This window comes from Pseudomonas silensiensis (genome assembly GCF_050434865.1).
Classification (GTDB): Bacteria; Pseudomonadota; Gammaproteobacteria; order Pseudomonadales; family Pseudomonadaceae; genus Aquipseudomonas; species Aquipseudomonas fluorescens_W.
The window spans coordinates 40,515-55,478 of record NZ_JBNDJH010000002.1 but is presented as its reverse complement, the minus strand read 5'-3'; the positions used below and the strand labels follow the sequence as shown (position 1 = coordinate 55,478).

Genomic DNA, 14,964 nt, shown 5'->3' with positions numbered 1-14,964 from the left:
CAGGCAGCAAAAAGCCGGGGAATTCCCCGGCTTGCTGTGGTCATTCTGCTGAGGCCGCGACCGATTCTTCGGAGGTCGGGAAAATCGCCTTGAAGTCGGCGCTTTCAAAGTGGGCACTGGCGTAAGCGCGGAGGCTGCGCAGCTTGTCGCTCAGCAAGCCTGCTGCTTCAACTGCAAACAGGAACGGTACGAGGTTCACGTCCAAGCAGCTGAATGTGTTGCTGGCAAAGTAGCGGCTGCCGTACACCATTTGGTCAAGTGCAGCCAAGTCAGACGCCAGTCGTTCGCGGCTTGCGGCGCATCCACCAACAGCGGGGACAAGCAGGGCGAAAGTTTCGGCGTGCAGGCGGCGCATGGTGGTACGGAACATCGCGCGGCTGGTGGGTTCCGCTGGGAAAAGTGAAGGCTCAGGGTAGCGTTCTTCAACAAACTCAAGGATCAGGTCAAAATCAGTGACGATCAGGGCGCGCTCGATGATCGCCGGGAACTCAGTGATTCCCAAAGTTTTGGCGAGCTTGGTAGCCGCTGGAGACGCCGAGTCCAAAGCAACATATTCAACACCTTTCACTTTCGCCATGTAGCGCACGATATTGGACTTCACGCAGTTAGGTGCAGTGATGATGACCAGTGTGTTAGATGTGGACATGTGATGAACCCCTATTTGTTTGATGGGTTAATTGTACACCTAGTGCGATGTACATTCATCAGCTTTGAGCCGATTCCACCAACTTTCGTATTCCCGAAGATGGGGGTCGAATGCGGCGAAGAGCCGGTAGAGCAATGGTTTCAGGCCGCCCGAACAGGCGTCCTTTCCCTCCCTTGGCAGTACCCACCCGTCGCACGGAAATAGCGCATTTGCGCATCTTCCAGCAGATTGGACGCCTTGACGCCGCCGATAGCCGTTTTGGTGCAACCCACGCAGAGATAAGCTCCGTGCTTATCGAGGTCAGCGAACGCGCCACTGCCTGACTTTGCCTGCCTGCAGCTGGAACAGTGAATTTCAGATGAGTCCGCCATTGGCGGGTAGATCGGCTGGATGTTCATGCATTCAACTCCTGGGTTGGGGCCTGGCCACACAAGCGCCCCGGTTGTTTGTGTTATGCCGCGTCGGCCGGTGCGTCTTCACTGAGGCTTGCAGTGAAACCATCACGGGCAAAAATCCGCTCGGCATAAGCGCTGAGCGCCGGAAAGTTCTTGAGCGCCACACCGTTAGCTTTGGCTGCATACAACCAAGGAGCCAGCGTCACGTCTGCGAGGGTAAACGTATCGCCGCCGAAAAACGCTTGGCCGGTAACAGCGGTGTCCAGCGAGCGCAACTCGACGGCCAATTGTTGACGGGCGTCCTTGTCACCCGCGATAGCGCGAGGCAGGAGCGGGAACAGTTCTTTGTGAAAGGCGCGAACCTGATTGCGAAACATCGCCCGATTGATTGCATCCGGCGGCAGCATTGCTGGGAGCGGGTAGCGCTCATCGAGGTAGTCAACGATGACGTCAAAGTCGCTCAAGCTGACTTCGCGTGAGGTAATGGATGGGGCAGTGGTAACGTCTGCCAAGGTCAGCAGATTGGCTTTGGAGGTAATGTCCACTGCGCGGCAAGGAACGTCTTTTTCTGCAGCCAGAAAGCGGACAATGTGAGAGCGAACGCAGTTGGTCTGAGTGAAAATTGTGAGGATGTGAAATGCGGACATTCTGCAACTCCAAGGCGATTTGTGTATGGGTCTATTGTACATCGCGCACGGTGTACAAACACCTAATTCCCTTGTTTTCCCCGAACTTTCGTACTCCCCAAGATTGGAAGTGAATGCGTCGATGGCGCAACCGAAACAGCTCTCGGCCGGTCGCGCCCACAATGTGACGGCCCTTCGCCCAATGCCAAGCGCTCACCATTGAAGTGCCTTGTTGGCGTTCTATCTGCGAGAGGCTCGCGTGCCCTATTGCGACTTCTGAAGCGACAACCAGCGAGTGTTGTTCTGTTGCTTGAGCTTTCGCAGTTCGTCCTTCGCCGCACGCTCCGCTTTCCATTCGCTCCCGATGTCACGCTCAACACGTTCGGACCCTACGATGGAGGTTTCAACGACTCGGTACATCTGTTGCTTTGGCATGTCGCCCCCTTAGCGGTTTGAGGTTGGGCAGTGGCTGACACTGGCAAGACGCGGAGGGAGGCCGCTGACACACTCATCGAGGGCGAGTTGGTGCTCGATCAGTTCCTGGCGGATCATTTCCTTGTCCTGGGTCGCTTTGGAGTCGAGGCAGTCGGCCAACAAGTATTGGCTCCCACTCTCGGTACAAATCACATCGTTCGTTATCAAGGTAATGGTGCTGGTTCGGATCGGCGTTTCGTCCTCGAAGCCGGCGCGGCCAAAGACAAAGCCAAGGGCGGCCTTCGAGGATGGGAATTGAACCTGAGACAGTACGCCCGTCAGGTTCAAGTCCTTGGCTTTGGCCAGGGCCTCGCGGATGTGTGGGGTGGAGTTGCTGTAGATGCTCACTCGGGACATGTGTGTACTCGTCGTTCTGGTTGCCTTGGGGGCTACGGGATCACCTGCACCAATGATGCAGGTTCGCTGTTGGGTCGATTACGCGGCGCGGCCACGAACCAGGTTCCAGTTCATGTGCTCGCCTGCTGACATCTCCTGAGCTATGCGTGCATCCGTAAAGCTGGTCATGCCAACCGCGAGTGTTGAGCGAACACGTTCTGCTACCGCCTCGGCGCTAACCGGCCCAACAGCTCCGGCCAGTGTGTGCTGCCCTTCATACAGCTCAGCGGTTCGCATGTGCTGGATTGCTTCGGCAGGGACTTGGACCTGGCTGTCAGGCAGGGTCTGGGCGAGGACTGAAAGGACGGCGTCGTCACGGAAGATGCAGACTGCTGATGGCGACTGGATCAGCCGGTTCAGGGCGTCCATTTGTGCTGCGCTGATCTGTTTGTCGGTAGAGGCACCGCATTTGGCCTTAGCCGCTCGAATGGCAGCGTGGTACTGGCCCTCAGTCAGACCGTTGAACAGGTATTCAGCCGCGATCGCCTGCGCCGGGGCCAGACGCGGGTCCCAGGCGGCCGTCGTGTAGTCGAGCAGCAGGGCCACACGGAAACCATGCTTTGGATACTGGGTGAGGGTTACTGTTGCCCGGGCTTTATGCCGCCGGGTCATTCCGTGCGAGGCATAGCGGTGGAACGCTTGGTTCAGATCGAGGCAGGTGTTTTTGCTTGCTGAGGTCATGGTCATTGCTCCGTGAGTTGGAATAGAGCCATGTTCAGGTAGAGGCGACCGTGCCATAAGCCGCTACTGCGAAATAGTTGGGGGGTTAGCTATCGCCCAAAGAACTCCTGAAGATGCCCGCCTTCAAGCTGCCGGATAACGCCTTGATCGTCGGTGACCCGAACATAGGCAGGAACAGCGATTGGGTGCATCGACTCGACTTTGTATTTTTCACCCTGTGTGAAAGCTGGCTTGCCAACATTGCCCATGTCCAGATTCTTGACACAGGTGAGGGGCGAGCCTGATGGAGTACTCCACACGAGTTTATCGGCAGGAGTAACCTGAGACTGTTCACCATCGGGCGATGCCTGGTTGCAGTGACTCTCAGCCATGTAATTCCCCTTGCGTAGATATGAAACTCCCGGGCCGGCCGGAGAATGGATTTGGCACTCCAAAAGCCAATGCCTTTGCAGCCTGCAACCAGGTCGCGCACGACGGCTCGGTATCGGCAATCAAGGCTGCCGTTGCAAACTTCACGTCCGAACCTTCGGAATAAATATCGCGAAGGTCCACGCATCGGCCTTCGGCAAAGAACGCTGTCAGGCGCAGGATCGGATCATCAACGGCCAGTACTGATGGGCGGAATGCTGAGGCCAGAGCATCCATGTTCGCCTGGTAGGAGGCTGTCGCGTCTTCCTGCAATTTAGTGAACTCCTCGCAGCGGGCCTCAAGTTCCTCTTCCGGGCAGGTGTAAAGAAGGATTTCGTCGAAAAACACCGGGAACAGTGGTTTGTTGAGAACACCGACTAAGCAGCGCGCCACAGCCTCTGAGAACTTCTCTGAGGCCGGAGCATTCCCGAACATCATCATATCAACGGGCTGGCCACAGAGGCCGCCCAGTCGCATCTTGTGAACCTGTAAGAAGCTGCCGTAAGGCAAGCTCTTCACCAGATTGAGGAGTAGCTCTTGCTTTTTGTTGTCCATCACCTACCTTCCGAATTGAATTTGCTGCCAACCCGCGCGATCACTCATCCGCCTCCCCGGCAGTGGCGTCGTTGGCGCTCTTGATCGAGATGATCTCAAGCAAGGCGCTACGTTGGTGCGGCGCAAGGCTGCGGAAGGCTTCGACCAGGCGCCACTCTTGCGGTGCAAGTTGGGTTGCGTCTCCGTCGGCATATTGAACGGCAGGCGCGTTGATCAGACTCGCCTCAAGGCGGCTGATAATTTCGGAGTTCATGCTGCGATGATGGGTGCGCGCAACATCGGCAATCCGCTCACGCATGCCGTCCGGGAGCCGGACAACGAACTTATCAGCGGTTCGCGAGCTGTAAATGGTCAGTGGTTGATTCATGTCGGTCCTTAAAAATGCTGATTTGGCAGTGCGCTGATTTGGCTTCCGAGGACGTGCCATTTGCTGCCAATGATCTGTTTTCAGTTTATCGAAGGCATTTGCCAGTTCGCATCCCGAAACAGGGCTAGAAATTCCAGAAGGCGGAGGGTGCTCCGCCACCGGCTTGAAGGGCGTTCGTTTGCTCAGTGCGTGACGTTGATGATCGGCCGGGCACTGCGGTTGTTGCTCAAGATCTCCACTACATTGTTTTCGCCTTGCGTCGCGATAAGACGCTGCAAAGCCTTTGCTGAGAGCGCCAGAATGTCAGCCTCAGGGAATTCATCCTCTTTCATGGCGAAGCGGTCGTCGGCCACCAGCACGTCAGCAATGCCCATGCCGGTGCTGAACTCGGAAACCTTGTAGCGCTGCCCGTAGTTCAGATCGAGGTGAACGCCAAAGGTGAACGATTCACCGCCGATTTCATGGGCAAAAGTGGTCAGCAGCGCTGCGTCGCGAGTGCCGGTGCGGGTTGCAATGTTCATGGTCTGGTTCATGGTTTTGCTCCAACAAGTGAAAATTCGATGGAGAAATATTAGGAGTCACCCCCGCGTGCCAGAACCGGTCCGACAAACAATTTTGCTGGTCCTTCAAATACTTGCTTCGACCCTGTGATCTACCAGCGTTTACTGGATGGTGCCCGAGGCTGCCTGTGCCATTAAGGATTCCAAAGCTTCTGGCGATGGATTCCAGCCGGCCACCTTGCACGCCAGGTTGAAGTTGTCCATGTCGCCATTGCTGCGAAATACGCGAGTGAAGTCGCGAATCTGGCTGGCGCGCTCCTCGATGCCGCTGGCAGCGTTGGAGATCAGGGTCCCAGCTTTGGTATCGGGAGCCGATGAGCGAATGGTGATGGCCGACATATCCATTTGAACGGCCATGTCGTCCATGAATGCGGCGATGGCCTGGTTGCGTTGTACAAATTGAGGTGCGATGACGGCTTGGGTGATGTTCATGGTGATTCCTAAAATTAAATATGGGGTCAGAGGCGAGGAGGCCGGCGGCCTCGTTTAGTTACTCGCCGTTTTCCGTTTGGTACCGGGCGCCAGCATCGTGCTGGCTTGGGTAATGAAATTTTCGGCCTGGAAGTCCTTCAGGCAGTAAATGCCGGTCCCTCGCAGGATGTTGAGGGCGGAAAGAACGGTCTGGGCCTCAACGTAGTTCAGCGTGCTGGTCACCGGCACCTTCGCTCCGTGTAGGTCAGCCTGCACGATGTCGACGATCAACACCGGCCGCTTCAGGTTCGAGGCCTGAAAGGTCATCTCGATTTCAGCACCAGGATCAAAGGCCGGGCGATTCCTGTTGGCCTGGCGCAGCTCTGCCATGGCTTGCGAAACGCCCCGGGTGAAACCGAGCAGCCAATAAAATGCGGTGTCAGCTTTAGTCAGTGGCTGCACCTGGTAATAGGCGTGGGCCCTTGTTGCGGTTCCCAGTTCGCCGGCAGCTGACTTCAAACCCGAACGCAGAGTGTGAACAACGGATCTAAGCATTATTTGTCTACCTCGCTGGCGTGTTCTGCAGTGACTGCGCGCATGGCCGCGGCCGGGGTAGAGTTGTAGCCCGCCATGAAGTCGTTGAAGGTTCGGCCGAAAGGCGCCTTCAGCTTGATAGAGGAATTTTCCAGGTCCCGTCCTTCAAGCCTGACGGCCTGGCCGGCTAAAAACGGTGTACAGATTGAGTCCGGCACAAAGCCGTCACCATCACAGACCACACACGCCGGTTCGTTTCGCCAGGTGGGCCGGCCATCGCACATAGGGCAGCCGGCAAATGGCGATGCGTCGACCTGGGCGCGGAGTGTGCGTGCCAGCTTCCAATCATCGCTTCCTTCGGCTTTGACGCATGCCTCAAGCAAGACGCGGTATTCATCGGCGTCGGTGATAGGGTTGACTGTCGGTACAGAGCTGATCCCTGGATCAGGCTTGTCATTGATAGCGGGGGAAGACATGGGTATTGCTCCATCTTCAAAATTCGATGGAGCAATATTCACTCGAGGGGAAGCGTGCCAATAGCACGCAGAAGAAAAATTCTTCAGCAGCCATTGCAGCCGCTGAAAAAGAGAAAGCCAACTCTCAGGTCATTGCCCAGCGTAGTTGGAAGTTGCCGTCAATTCGTTCCCTACCCCATGTTTCGAGTACCACTCTTTCTGTTCATTGGCAGTTTTGGTACCGCAAGTCGAGCCGTATAAGCGCCATCCGGAACCGCTTTTATCACTGGGGTCCTGGACCATGTACAAGGTGCACTCTTGCCCCAAGACCATGGTTTTCACCATGGCCTGGTCTTCATTAATTTCGGGTTTGGCTACCGAGACAAACCGGTTGACCAGGTAAGGTACTGCGTACGCTTGAGCTGCTTCGGGACTGCCGGGGAGGGCGGCGGCCGTTACGTTCGCCGAGAAAAGAACGGCGAGAATTACGGGTGCGAATTTCATGTGTGTTCCTATCGCTTTGTCGGGGGCGGCTGAGCCCCCTGCTGTAAGGCAACCCCTGATAGGGGATGATTGAGTACTAACCACCTATTCGGTGGAATCTCGAGAAGCACTCCGCTTATTCAGCGGTTAGGAAAAGCTTCACCGGCTCTCTCATTACCTGGTAGCCCGGCTGGGTTGATTGGCGAACGCCTATGCCCGTAACGATCACTTAAGTGGTGGCCTCCGCTCCACCCCCGCTGTTCCGCATATTACCGATACCACACGACTCAGTTATAGGGGCCACCTCGTGACTCTATGCCTGATCGGCGTATTTATTTGTTATCGCCTTGGTCCAGCAGCGCAACTTCCCGGCGCGCCGCAAGGCGGAGGGTTTCGCTGTGCTCACGGATGAAGCCTGGGATCAGGAAGCCGTCGACCGTGCACCAGATGAGCGAAACGATCATCAGCTGCCAGAACATGCAACCGACCAATCCCAAGCCAAGCATCACAATCGCCGACTCTTTTTTGCCCAAGTAAAACCGGTGCGCGCCGAAGGCCCCCAGCACGAAGAACAACAGGTAGGTGAGACCGGTTGATTTTCGAGCATTGGCTACCTTCTGTTCTACGAGTAATTCGGACTGTACAGAGGCCACGTCGACATCCTGGGATAGGGGTTAAATTCAAGATGGATTGAAGCGTTGCCCCCTATTGGTTGCAAACCAAAAGGAGGGCTAAAAATTCCGACTCACTGGTTCGAGGCGTAAGACTGGATATTTAGTTCCGACCGCTTGAGTTGCACAGCGCTCGTCGAAATGCCGATTTGCTGGCTGACCTTGCTGTCAAAGTTGGTACCGAGCAGGGCAACGTGTTGAGCAGCCCAAGTGTGTCGAGGCTTGGGGTTCATTGCTTTGATGTTGCGCTGGTTGCGGCGAGCCGAAACGCAGCCAACACTGACGGCAAACTTACCGCCAGCGCCGCGTCGGTATCGGTGCCCAACAGCGCATCTTTCAGAGTTGCTGCACAAACTGCGGGTTGCAGGGCGGGACCAGCCCGCCTTGCGCATGCACCAATCAAAACAGACCATCATCCCCCTCAAAAATGATCGAGCTAAAGACCGCCGATTCGTCGTCGTCTTCGTTGACCTCGATCTCGCCATTGACGACGCGATAGGTACCGCTGAGGGCGCTGAAAGCATCCTCACTTTCCAGTTCCTGCAAGATGGACTCACGGCTTGGGAACTGCGCTTTGAAGGCTTCCCAAGTGGAAGCCACGCGATAGACCGATTCGGTGTCATTGTCGTTGGCGACGTAGCCGACCAGCACTTCATCGGAGCCACGGGTTTTGAATTCGGTAAAGGTGATGTACAGGGGGTTCGACATGGAAAGCGCCTCACTTCGTTGGTTGATGTGTCCATTGTTGTGGGGGCGAAGCTGTGCCAGAAGCACCAGAAAATAAAAATGCCCGTATTCAACGGGCATTGGTAAAACTCGTAATGACGCTGGTTTAACGAGCGCCCTCACTCGATTTCGATTGGCTCGTCCATCGTTACGAGTTCGAGTTCTTCTTCCAGATCTGGCTCGAATGCCTCTTGCAGATACTGCTCGAAATCGTCTGATCCGAAGTCTTTCTCGGCCGGTACCAGAAACAGATATTGGGATTGACCGTGCCTGTGGTGGTGCATGCCGAGCATGAGACGTTGCTTCATCGCTTTGAGGCGAGCCGCTTCCTCGCGCAGTTTGGTCAGCACCCCGGATTCCTTGTCCTGCTCAGACCCTTGAATGGCCTCGATCAGGGTGAGCAGTTGTGCGATTTGATTTTTGGAGTACATAGGGCATTCCTTCATGCTTGAGTTGATGGAGCCATGGTGGGCGGTACCGCCGTGTGGCAGAACCATCCCCGGGAGCTTTAACTCAAATGAACGTTGGGCCCTCGATATCGCCATCGAAAATCGCGATCATCAGCCAAGTACCAACCGGCGACATGCGCGCCGCATGAAGATCTGCAGTCGCGGTTTCCTGGTTGAGGATCTCAAACGAGGCACGGTTCGCCCAATGCTCGCCGTATTCGTTCTGGACCTGATACCCCACCAGCGCCGGCAGTGCATTAGGGGCTGCATGTGGCGAGGCCTGATGGATGCTAGCTGCGGCCACTTTGTCAAAGGCGGCAAGGACCCGAGCATAGAAGCCGCACTCTGGCGGGCTAAGTGCTTCCAGTTGATCCATTGCCATGATCGTCTGTGTACAGGCACCGGGCAGCTTGGCCTTCCAGGTGGCTTCTTGCGCCGCTGCCGGGCGAATACCCGTGGCGTCGAGGACCAACCCGGTTTCAGGGCAGTACAAGCCGCAATGGATTAGCCGGCCGGACTCATCGGCTATCACCGCCGCCGAACCGGTTTCGCCGATGATGTTCAGTGCCAGCGTAAGGAAACAGCATTTCTCATCGAGCAAGCCACTCGCCTGCGCGCTGGTAAACTCGATGGTGAGCGCCGCGCCGCCGGTGCGTAGCAGTTCAATGGCTTTCTCTAATGCAGACATGGGATTGCTCTCGTACAGGATTTGCGGAGAGTGTGTTGGCTGATGGGGCGTGCCGGAACCGGCGGAGAAGCGGATGTTCTTGATTGAAACCGTCACATCGGGAAGGAATGCGTCGGGGCTTTGCGGCGGGCGGCAGGTGCCACTCATGTTGAACGGCCACATCCCAATTGCGGACACAAATTCAGGCTTTGTGTCCGTATCGGGGGGCTATTGATTACTGATCCTGGGGCTCTTGCTCCGGCAGCAGTTGTTGCTTTTGCATTATTAATTCCATCTTTTTATTCGCCTCCTCCTGGGCCTCCTGGGCCTCCTGAGCAAACAGCTTTTCGTAATCCTGCTGAATGTCGTTTTTTATCACTTCGTCCGCCTGCATCTGCGCCAGCTTGAGCGAGCCCTGATACGCATCAAACTTCTGCTGTTGGAGTCTCTCAACATCAAGCATCTTCTTCATAGATGCCAGGCTGTCCGTGGGAATGATCCTGTGATAGGCCTCCTCAACGATCCGTGCCTGTTCCTGGTCACCTGACTGATGCGCGCCGGCCAGCGAGGTCGCCAGCGGGTCAGAGGTCTTCCATCCGAGATTGGCCGCGCCCGCGCCGAGGAAGCACACGAACACTGCTGTCACGCACGTGCCGACAAACGACTGGACCTTGGACTGGAAGGACTCTTGGTAGGGTGTAAGGGATACTTTTTGCTCTACCTTTTGCTCGGAACAGGCCACTTCGATGCGACGAATCAGGATGTCTGCCGCATCACGAGTCTTGAACCACAGCTGCTTACGGCAACTTTCAACGCTACCACTCTGCACGTAAGCCAAAGGGGCATCAAAACCCGGCCGTACACTGTCCTCTACACCGCTGGTTAGGCACAGCGCCCAGTCTTGCAACGCCCAATAGAACCCGGTGGCGGAAAGCACCGGCGTTGATTTCTCGATCTTGACCTGAATTTCGTCAGCCGATTCAAAGACGATCAGCCCGGAGGGTTTTGACATAGCGGAGGCTCAGTTGCTGGGGGTGGGGCCATTTTGAGCTTGAGAAAACCTCTCGCAACCCAAAATGCCCCTTGGAAATCCCAACCCCGATCCGGCCTCAGGCGTCGGCTGCCGACGGGGCTAATCCAGTCATGCCTTTGTCACGGCGCTTGGCGAAGTAACCGGCGATTCTCACCAGCAGGAAAAGGGCGTTAGTGATGAAAATTACTACAATGATCGATTCGACCAGGAACATAAGAGCCGGCGAAGACGAAAACATTAGCGTCGCCAACTCGCTCACCTTACTTGCATCGAGTTTGATGCCATTGCGTGCCGCGCTCACCAGTTCAACCTGAGCTACCCCAGTCGCTGCGACCTTTCCCGCGTACCACACTAGAGGCATGAACAGAACGGCGGGAAGGAAGCACACAATCGTGAAGATTGCATACATTGCACGGGGCATTGCCGCGTAGGCTTCGCCCAGTTCTCGCCAGTATTTTTTCATGGGACACACTCCATTGGGTTGGTTTCCTCGCAATGGAATCGAAGTTTCAAGGGGGCCGCAATCCAGAACTCCCCCTAGAAATTCCACTGCTTCGTCCTGAATGCGGGCCTATGCGACGGCGGTAGGTGGCTCGGTGACCAGTCCCAGGCGGATACCTGCTTCGCGTACCGCCAGCAGCGCCTCATCCTCATAGCCCCAGTAATTGTTTTTCGATTCACCAGGTTGTGTGGGGGTGAAATACTGTGCGCGCATCATGGAGCCGCTGACAATGAAGTCGCGGACCGATTGAATGAACGCCCGAAGTCCTCCGCCGTGATTGAATCCGGGCCAATCATTGTTTTTGTGCGTGTTAACGCGCTTGAGGGTGAATTCGTCGATGATCCAGACCTTACCTTCCGGGTCCGGGTCCAGGTCCAGACGGGCAATCACGCCGCTGTCTTCATGCAGGAAGTACTTGTGCCCGCAGCCGGCGATGACCTGGATGAATTCGTTCGCTGCTTTCAGCCGATCCTGTTTGCTTTGTTCTGTGGTGCTCATCGTAATCCTCACAATGGGGTGGCAAAGCGTCTGTCGTGGTGGTGGGTGTACGTGCGGTATGTAGGGCTTCGAGCAAGCAGACCGGTATTTCCTGAACTGCACCTTCCGATCCGCCGCGTGTGTCGCCGCCGCCGAGCATCGCGTACTCCTTGGCAACTTTGAGGTACAGCTCGCGGACGGCCGGCGGAAAGTCGGCCAGCTTGAGTAGTTCGTGCATTCGTTATTTCTTCAGACCGGTTTCGGCCCATTCTCTACCGGTACCGAACATTTGCAGAGCCAAAATGGGGCCTGAAATTTCGGCTCCAAGCCCCATTTGGATCGAGGTCAACGGTCAGGCCGCGGCCGCGTTTTCCGCATCGAAGTCGATTTTGTTCGTCGCTTTTTTGAAGCCCGGTGGGCAGCGCTCGTCGCGGTACTTCATGGCCAGTGTCGCCTGGTGGCTACGTGTCTCTGCCTTGCTAAGTGCTGCCAGTCGGGCCTTGGCGTCTGCATATGTGAGTTGAGCGGACTCTTCACGATAGAGGTCAGCGCTTTGGCCGTAGAAGACTGTGACCAGCCCTCGATTGAACTCGGCACGGCGCACGGTAAAGCGGAAATCGTATAGGGCAGCCATCGGTAACTCCTGGGTAGTGATGAAGTGGAGTTATTGTTGGCCGAGGCGGCGCGTGCCACGAGCCCCCGGTAATGGCTTTTGCAGGCGTCGGAGATCGAGCATGTTATGGGGCCGCTTGGTTTCTCGGGCTGGGAATCCAAGGCGGTTGGGCAGAGCGGGGGAGTGTGATGGTGAGCTGGCGTGGCTCACCACATGCGGGGTGGCGAGCCTGGCTGCGTGACTGCCGGTGTAGTGGGGCCGACGGTGAGGGCTTAGCGTTTCTTTGCGGGGGGCTTCTTCATGCCCTGGATGGCTTCACGCAGGCTGTCTACATGCAGCGGCGTGTCGTTGGCGTGCATGATTGTTGGCCGGCGAGCCAGATCTGCATCGGAGTCCACGTCAATCATCGGTTTAGGCTCGCGGAATCCGCGCGGGAGACGGTTGTTCGGCGAAATCCGGCGCAGGTGCTTCGTCCAGTACTCATGCCACAGGCCTTTTGGCCGGCTGAGCTCGTCTAGGACCAATTTGGTGCCGATGGTTTTACCGGAGGAGCCTTTGTGCAGCTTGAATGGGAGAGATGCGGTCATGGTGATTTAAAACGTTCCTTGCTAAGCGTGTGCGGCGTGAGTCGGCGCTCTATGAGTTGCGCCATGCTTTAGAGTCTACCGCGCTGCTGCTCGATTGTGGGAGCCAGGCCGCACCGACATGCGGCTGGCAGGGCCTGGGTTAGTGTGTGCCGCCGGAGCGTTTGTTGTTGGTCTCATACTCGGCAATCCACGCTTCAAGGTGTTTGGCGAGCTTTGGAAGGCGCTCAGGATCGGCGAGGGTGACGTAAACCGGGTTGGCGAGCCACGCGGTCAAGATTTCGGACATCTCGTCCAATTGCTCATCGCCCCCCCAGTCCGGATCTTGATAGATCTGCCGGGTAAAGCAGAACCAGTACACGTCGTCGATGGGGCTACTGTCCTGGTAGTCATGCAACAGGACTGTCTCAAGCTTGCCTCGATACTCGGTGACGCCGATGAGCTCGCCATTGCTCAGTTTGGCAACCGAACCCTGGGGTTGACTCATCATTACCTTGCCGACTTCAAAAGCCAGCTTCTGCATTTGATGCAGGTGTTTGTCGTACTCTGGGTAGTACTGGGGAGGTTCGCCGACACGATGGCTTACGGTGGTGGTCAGTGTCTGGTTCAGTTCCATGGGGCCACTCCATTGTTCGTGGTTTGGGGTTGTGGTAGCGCTGGTCCGGCCAGCGCCGCCGGCGTGCTTCATTTCAACGGTGGCAGGCCAATCGTGCTGTCGCCGTCGTACAGATATTTGCTGGTGCCGTCGTGGAAGATCGCCAGCACCCATGAATGGCCATCGCAGTTGAAGTCCTTGCACTCTTCGGCCCCCTTCATGCGATTCGCTTCCTGAAGGGCGTCTTGATAGGTGGTCGCGGGGGATGGCTCAAACTCGCAGGTGGATGCGGTTTTGGCGTTCTCCGGCGTTGGGACATTCGATTCGCCGTACGGCACGTTGAAAGGGGGCAGGAAGACGCGAGTCTTGAAATTGGGGCAGTCGTAGTGGTCTGGCACTTCCAGCCCATACACGCTCGCCACGATGGCCAATGCATATCCTTGCAAAAGGTCGCTGACGCGAAAGCCCTCTTGGCCCGGCAGCGAAACAAGCCATTTGTCCTCTTCCACGGCCACAGCCGAGATGCGCAAGCGTTTGACCTCCGGGTGCAAATGCTTCAGCACCCGCGAAACCTCGTGATCCTCATCGCCAAAAGGCGCAAAGCAATCGCCGTTGTAGTGAATTGAGCATTCCCAGCTATCCCAGGGAGCCCAAAAGCGGCCGTCGGCTTCTTTGTCAAAGCCCAGTGCAACGGCAACGTAGAAGCTGAGGAGATTGCCTTGGAGAGATTCGGTTTTCATGGCGACACCATCTGTTGAGATGACTACATATTCGGGGGAGTCAGTGCGTGCCAGAACCGGTGGATCAAGGAAAGTTGCAGGGGATTTGCTGATACGCAAAAACGAAAGAGCCGCCCGTAGGTCGGCGGCTCCTTGTTACTTCGCGGCTCGCGCCGTCAGGTCATCCGCGTGCAAAGGAAAACTGATGGATGAAGCCCTTTTTGCTCATGAAAGCGGATACACGCGGAGCGAGATAGAACGCGGCGACCACCATCAGGGCGTAGTGCGCAATGCCAACGCGCGAGAAGGCATAGTAGTAAGACGCCATGTCCGCAAACATGCTTGCGACGACAAGGACAAACACGACTGAGGCCGTTTGCAACAGCGTGGCTTTGCTAAACAGCTTGGCCTCTGGGAGCTTCAGGTCGGGAAAGAGAAAATATTGAAGGCCGGACATGACGGCGCTAATTACGATGAACACCGCCACGTACATTGCCTGATTCTGAGTACTGGTCAGCCAATACCCCGTCTTGGCCATCACGCCGTTGATGAGCGCGATTACCCCGTAGGAAATGGTGATGCTGCACAGGCTGTTGTAGATGCGGTTCGTGAAGATGCTGCTCAGGCTGCTGCAGATACGAGTAGCGAAACTCTTTTTCATGATTTTTTGCCTCTGTTGCGTTTAAGGAGTGTCCAGATTCGGTCTGGTGGATCTGTGCCAGAAGCCAATCCTCAAAATATTTCTCACTTTTATTGATCGCTGATTCGCCGCCAAAGCTGGTAAATCAAAGTTGCAATCAACACACACAGAGCGATGGCAAGTCGAAGACTGAACGGTTCGACGATCAGCGCGCAAAGAGCTGTCTCGATGGTGAATAGGGCACCGGTGAGCACGATCTTGAATGTCTGGGGTAACCGGGCGACCCGGCAAGTGAGG

At 56.3% G+C, this 14,964-nt stretch carries 26 protein-coding genes; all 26 read right to left on the bottom strand.

Annotated elements, in window-relative coordinates; all coding sequences use genetic code 11:
• Positions 1–40: 40 nt before the first annotated feature.
• On the bottom strand, positions 41–646 hold the full coding sequence (locus QF010_RS02485) for a glutathione S-transferase family protein (RefSeq protein WP_429380721.1): 606 nt from the start codon (positions 644–646) through the stop codon (positions 41–43).
• Positions 647–786: 140 nt separating this feature from the next.
• Positions 787–1,044 carry a hypothetical protein gene (locus tag QF010_RS02480; RefSeq protein ID WP_429380723.1) on the bottom strand — a complete coding sequence of 86 codons (258 nt, stop codon included), beginning with the start codon at positions 1,042–1,044 and terminating at the stop codon, positions 787–789.
• 53 nt (positions 1,045–1,097) lie between these two features.
• Positions 1,098–1,688, bottom strand: a complete 591-nt coding sequence (locus QF010_RS02475) for a glutathione S-transferase family protein (RefSeq protein WP_429380725.1) — start codon at positions 1,686–1,688, stop codon at positions 1,098–1,100.
• A 243-nt stretch (positions 1,689–1,931) separates the two neighbouring features.
• Positions 1,932–2,102, bottom strand: a complete 171-nt coding sequence (locus tag QF010_RS02470) for a hypothetical protein (protein ID WP_429532474.1) — start codon at positions 2,100–2,102, stop codon at positions 1,932–1,934.
• A gap of 9 nt (positions 2,103–2,111) precedes the next feature.
• On the bottom strand, positions 2,112–2,498 hold the full coding sequence (locus QF010_RS02465) for a hypothetical protein (RefSeq protein WP_429380727.1): 387 nt from the start codon (positions 2,496–2,498) through the stop codon (positions 2,112–2,114).
• 78 nt (positions 2,499–2,576) lie between these two features.
• On the bottom strand, positions 2,577–3,218 hold the full coding sequence (locus QF010_RS02460; RefSeq protein ID WP_429380729.1) for a hypothetical protein: 642 nt from the start codon (positions 3,216–3,218) through the stop codon (positions 2,577–2,579).
• Between the two features lie 89 nt (positions 3,219–3,307).
• The gene (locus QF010_RS02455; protein WP_429380731.1) at positions 3,308–3,589 is read right to left on the bottom strand and encodes a hypothetical protein; all 282 of its coding nucleotides are present in this window, start codon (positions 3,587–3,589) and stop codon (positions 3,308–3,310) included.
• Complete coding sequence (locus QF010_RS02450; protein ID WP_429380733.1) at positions 3,582–4,181, bottom strand: hypothetical protein; 600 nt, start codon at positions 4,179–4,181, stop codon at positions 3,582–3,584. The genes QF010_RS02455 and QF010_RS02450 overlap by 8 nt, the downstream gene beginning before the upstream one ends.
• Before the next feature lie 40 nt (positions 4,182–4,221).
• Entirely contained in the window at positions 4,222–4,548 is a 327-nt protein-coding gene (locus QF010_RS02445; protein WP_429380735.1) for an Arc family DNA-binding protein, read from the bottom strand.
• Positions 4,549–4,730: 182 nt separating this feature from the next.
• A complete protein-coding gene (locus QF010_RS02440) occupies positions 4,731–5,081 on the bottom strand; it encodes a hypothetical protein (RefSeq protein ID WP_429380737.1) in 351 nt (116 codons plus the stop codon).
• Positions 5,082–5,210: 129 nt separating this feature from the next.
• A complete protein-coding gene (locus QF010_RS02435) occupies positions 5,211–5,540 on the bottom strand; it encodes a hypothetical protein (RefSeq protein WP_429380739.1) in 330 nt (109 codons plus the stop codon).
• A 54-nt stretch (positions 5,541–5,594) separates the two neighbouring features.
• Positions 5,595–6,038, bottom strand: coding sequence for a hypothetical protein (locus QF010_RS02430; RefSeq protein ID WP_429532473.1), 444 nt, complete (start codon positions 6,036–6,038; stop codon positions 5,595–5,597).
• A gap of 35 nt (positions 6,039–6,073) precedes the next feature.
• Positions 6,074–6,529, bottom strand: coding sequence for a hypothetical protein (locus QF010_RS02425; protein WP_429380743.1), 456 nt, complete (start codon positions 6,527–6,529; stop codon positions 6,074–6,076).
• Positions 6,530–6,658: 129 nt separating this feature from the next.
• Positions 6,659–7,012, bottom strand: coding sequence for a hypothetical protein (locus tag QF010_RS02420; RefSeq protein ID WP_429380745.1), 354 nt, complete (start codon positions 7,010–7,012; stop codon positions 6,659–6,661).
• A gap of 311 nt (positions 7,013–7,323) precedes the next feature.
• Positions 7,324–7,644, bottom strand: a complete 321-nt coding sequence (locus QF010_RS02415; RefSeq protein WP_429380747.1) for a TM2 domain-containing protein — start codon at positions 7,642–7,644, stop codon at positions 7,324–7,326.
• 417 nt (positions 7,645–8,061) lie between these two features.
• A complete protein-coding gene (locus QF010_RS02410; RefSeq protein ID WP_429532472.1) occupies positions 8,062–8,370 on the bottom strand; it encodes a hypothetical protein in 309 nt (102 codons plus the stop codon).
• Positions 8,371–8,507: 137 nt separating this feature from the next.
• Positions 8,508–8,819 carry a hypothetical protein gene (locus QF010_RS02405; RefSeq protein ID WP_429380751.1) on the bottom strand — a complete coding sequence of 104 codons (312 nt, stop codon included), beginning with the start codon at positions 8,817–8,819 and terminating at the stop codon, positions 8,508–8,510.
• Between the two features lie 82 nt (positions 8,820–8,901).
• Positions 8,902–9,672, bottom strand: a complete 771-nt coding sequence (locus QF010_RS02400; RefSeq protein WP_429380753.1) for a hypothetical protein — start codon at positions 9,670–9,672, stop codon at positions 8,902–8,904.
• 67 nt (positions 9,673–9,739) lie between these two features.
• Positions 9,740–10,516, bottom strand: coding sequence for a hypothetical protein (locus QF010_RS02395; protein ID WP_429380755.1), 777 nt, complete (start codon positions 10,514–10,516; stop codon positions 9,740–9,742).
• 97 nt (positions 10,517–10,613) lie between these two features.
• The gene (locus QF010_RS02390; RefSeq protein ID WP_429380757.1) at positions 10,614–11,000 is read right to left on the bottom strand and encodes a hypothetical protein; all 387 of its coding nucleotides are present in this window, start codon (positions 10,998–11,000) and stop codon (positions 10,614–10,616) included.
• A gap of 108 nt (positions 11,001–11,108) precedes the next feature.
• Positions 11,109–11,537 carry a hypothetical protein gene (locus tag QF010_RS02385; protein ID WP_429380759.1) on the bottom strand — a complete coding sequence of 143 codons (429 nt, stop codon included), beginning with the start codon at positions 11,535–11,537 and terminating at the stop codon, positions 11,109–11,111.
• Positions 11,538–11,868: 331 nt separating this feature from the next.
• The gene (locus tag QF010_RS02380; protein WP_429380761.1) at positions 11,869–12,150 is read right to left on the bottom strand and encodes a hypothetical protein; all 282 of its coding nucleotides are present in this window, start codon (positions 12,148–12,150) and stop codon (positions 11,869–11,871) included.
• A 251-nt stretch (positions 12,151–12,401) separates the two neighbouring features.
• Positions 12,402–12,716 carry a hypothetical protein gene (locus QF010_RS02375; RefSeq protein ID WP_429380763.1) on the bottom strand — a complete coding sequence of 105 codons (315 nt, stop codon included), beginning with the start codon at positions 12,714–12,716 and terminating at the stop codon, positions 12,402–12,404.
• A gap of 139 nt (positions 12,717–12,855) precedes the next feature.
• On the bottom strand, positions 12,856–13,329 hold the full coding sequence (locus QF010_RS02370) for a hypothetical protein (protein ID WP_429380765.1): 474 nt from the start codon (positions 13,327–13,329) through the stop codon (positions 12,856–12,858).
• 68 nt (positions 13,330–13,397) lie between these two features.
• On the bottom strand, positions 13,398–14,048 hold the full coding sequence (locus QF010_RS02365) for a hypothetical protein (protein ID WP_429380767.1): 651 nt from the start codon (positions 14,046–14,048) through the stop codon (positions 13,398–13,400).
• A 160-nt stretch (positions 14,049–14,208) separates the two neighbouring features.
• Positions 14,209–14,688 (bottom strand): hypothetical protein, encoded by a 480-nt coding sequence (locus QF010_RS02360; protein WP_429380769.1) that lies wholly within the window; start codon positions 14,686–14,688, stop codon positions 14,209–14,211.
• Positions 14,689–14,964: the final 276 nt, after the last annotated feature.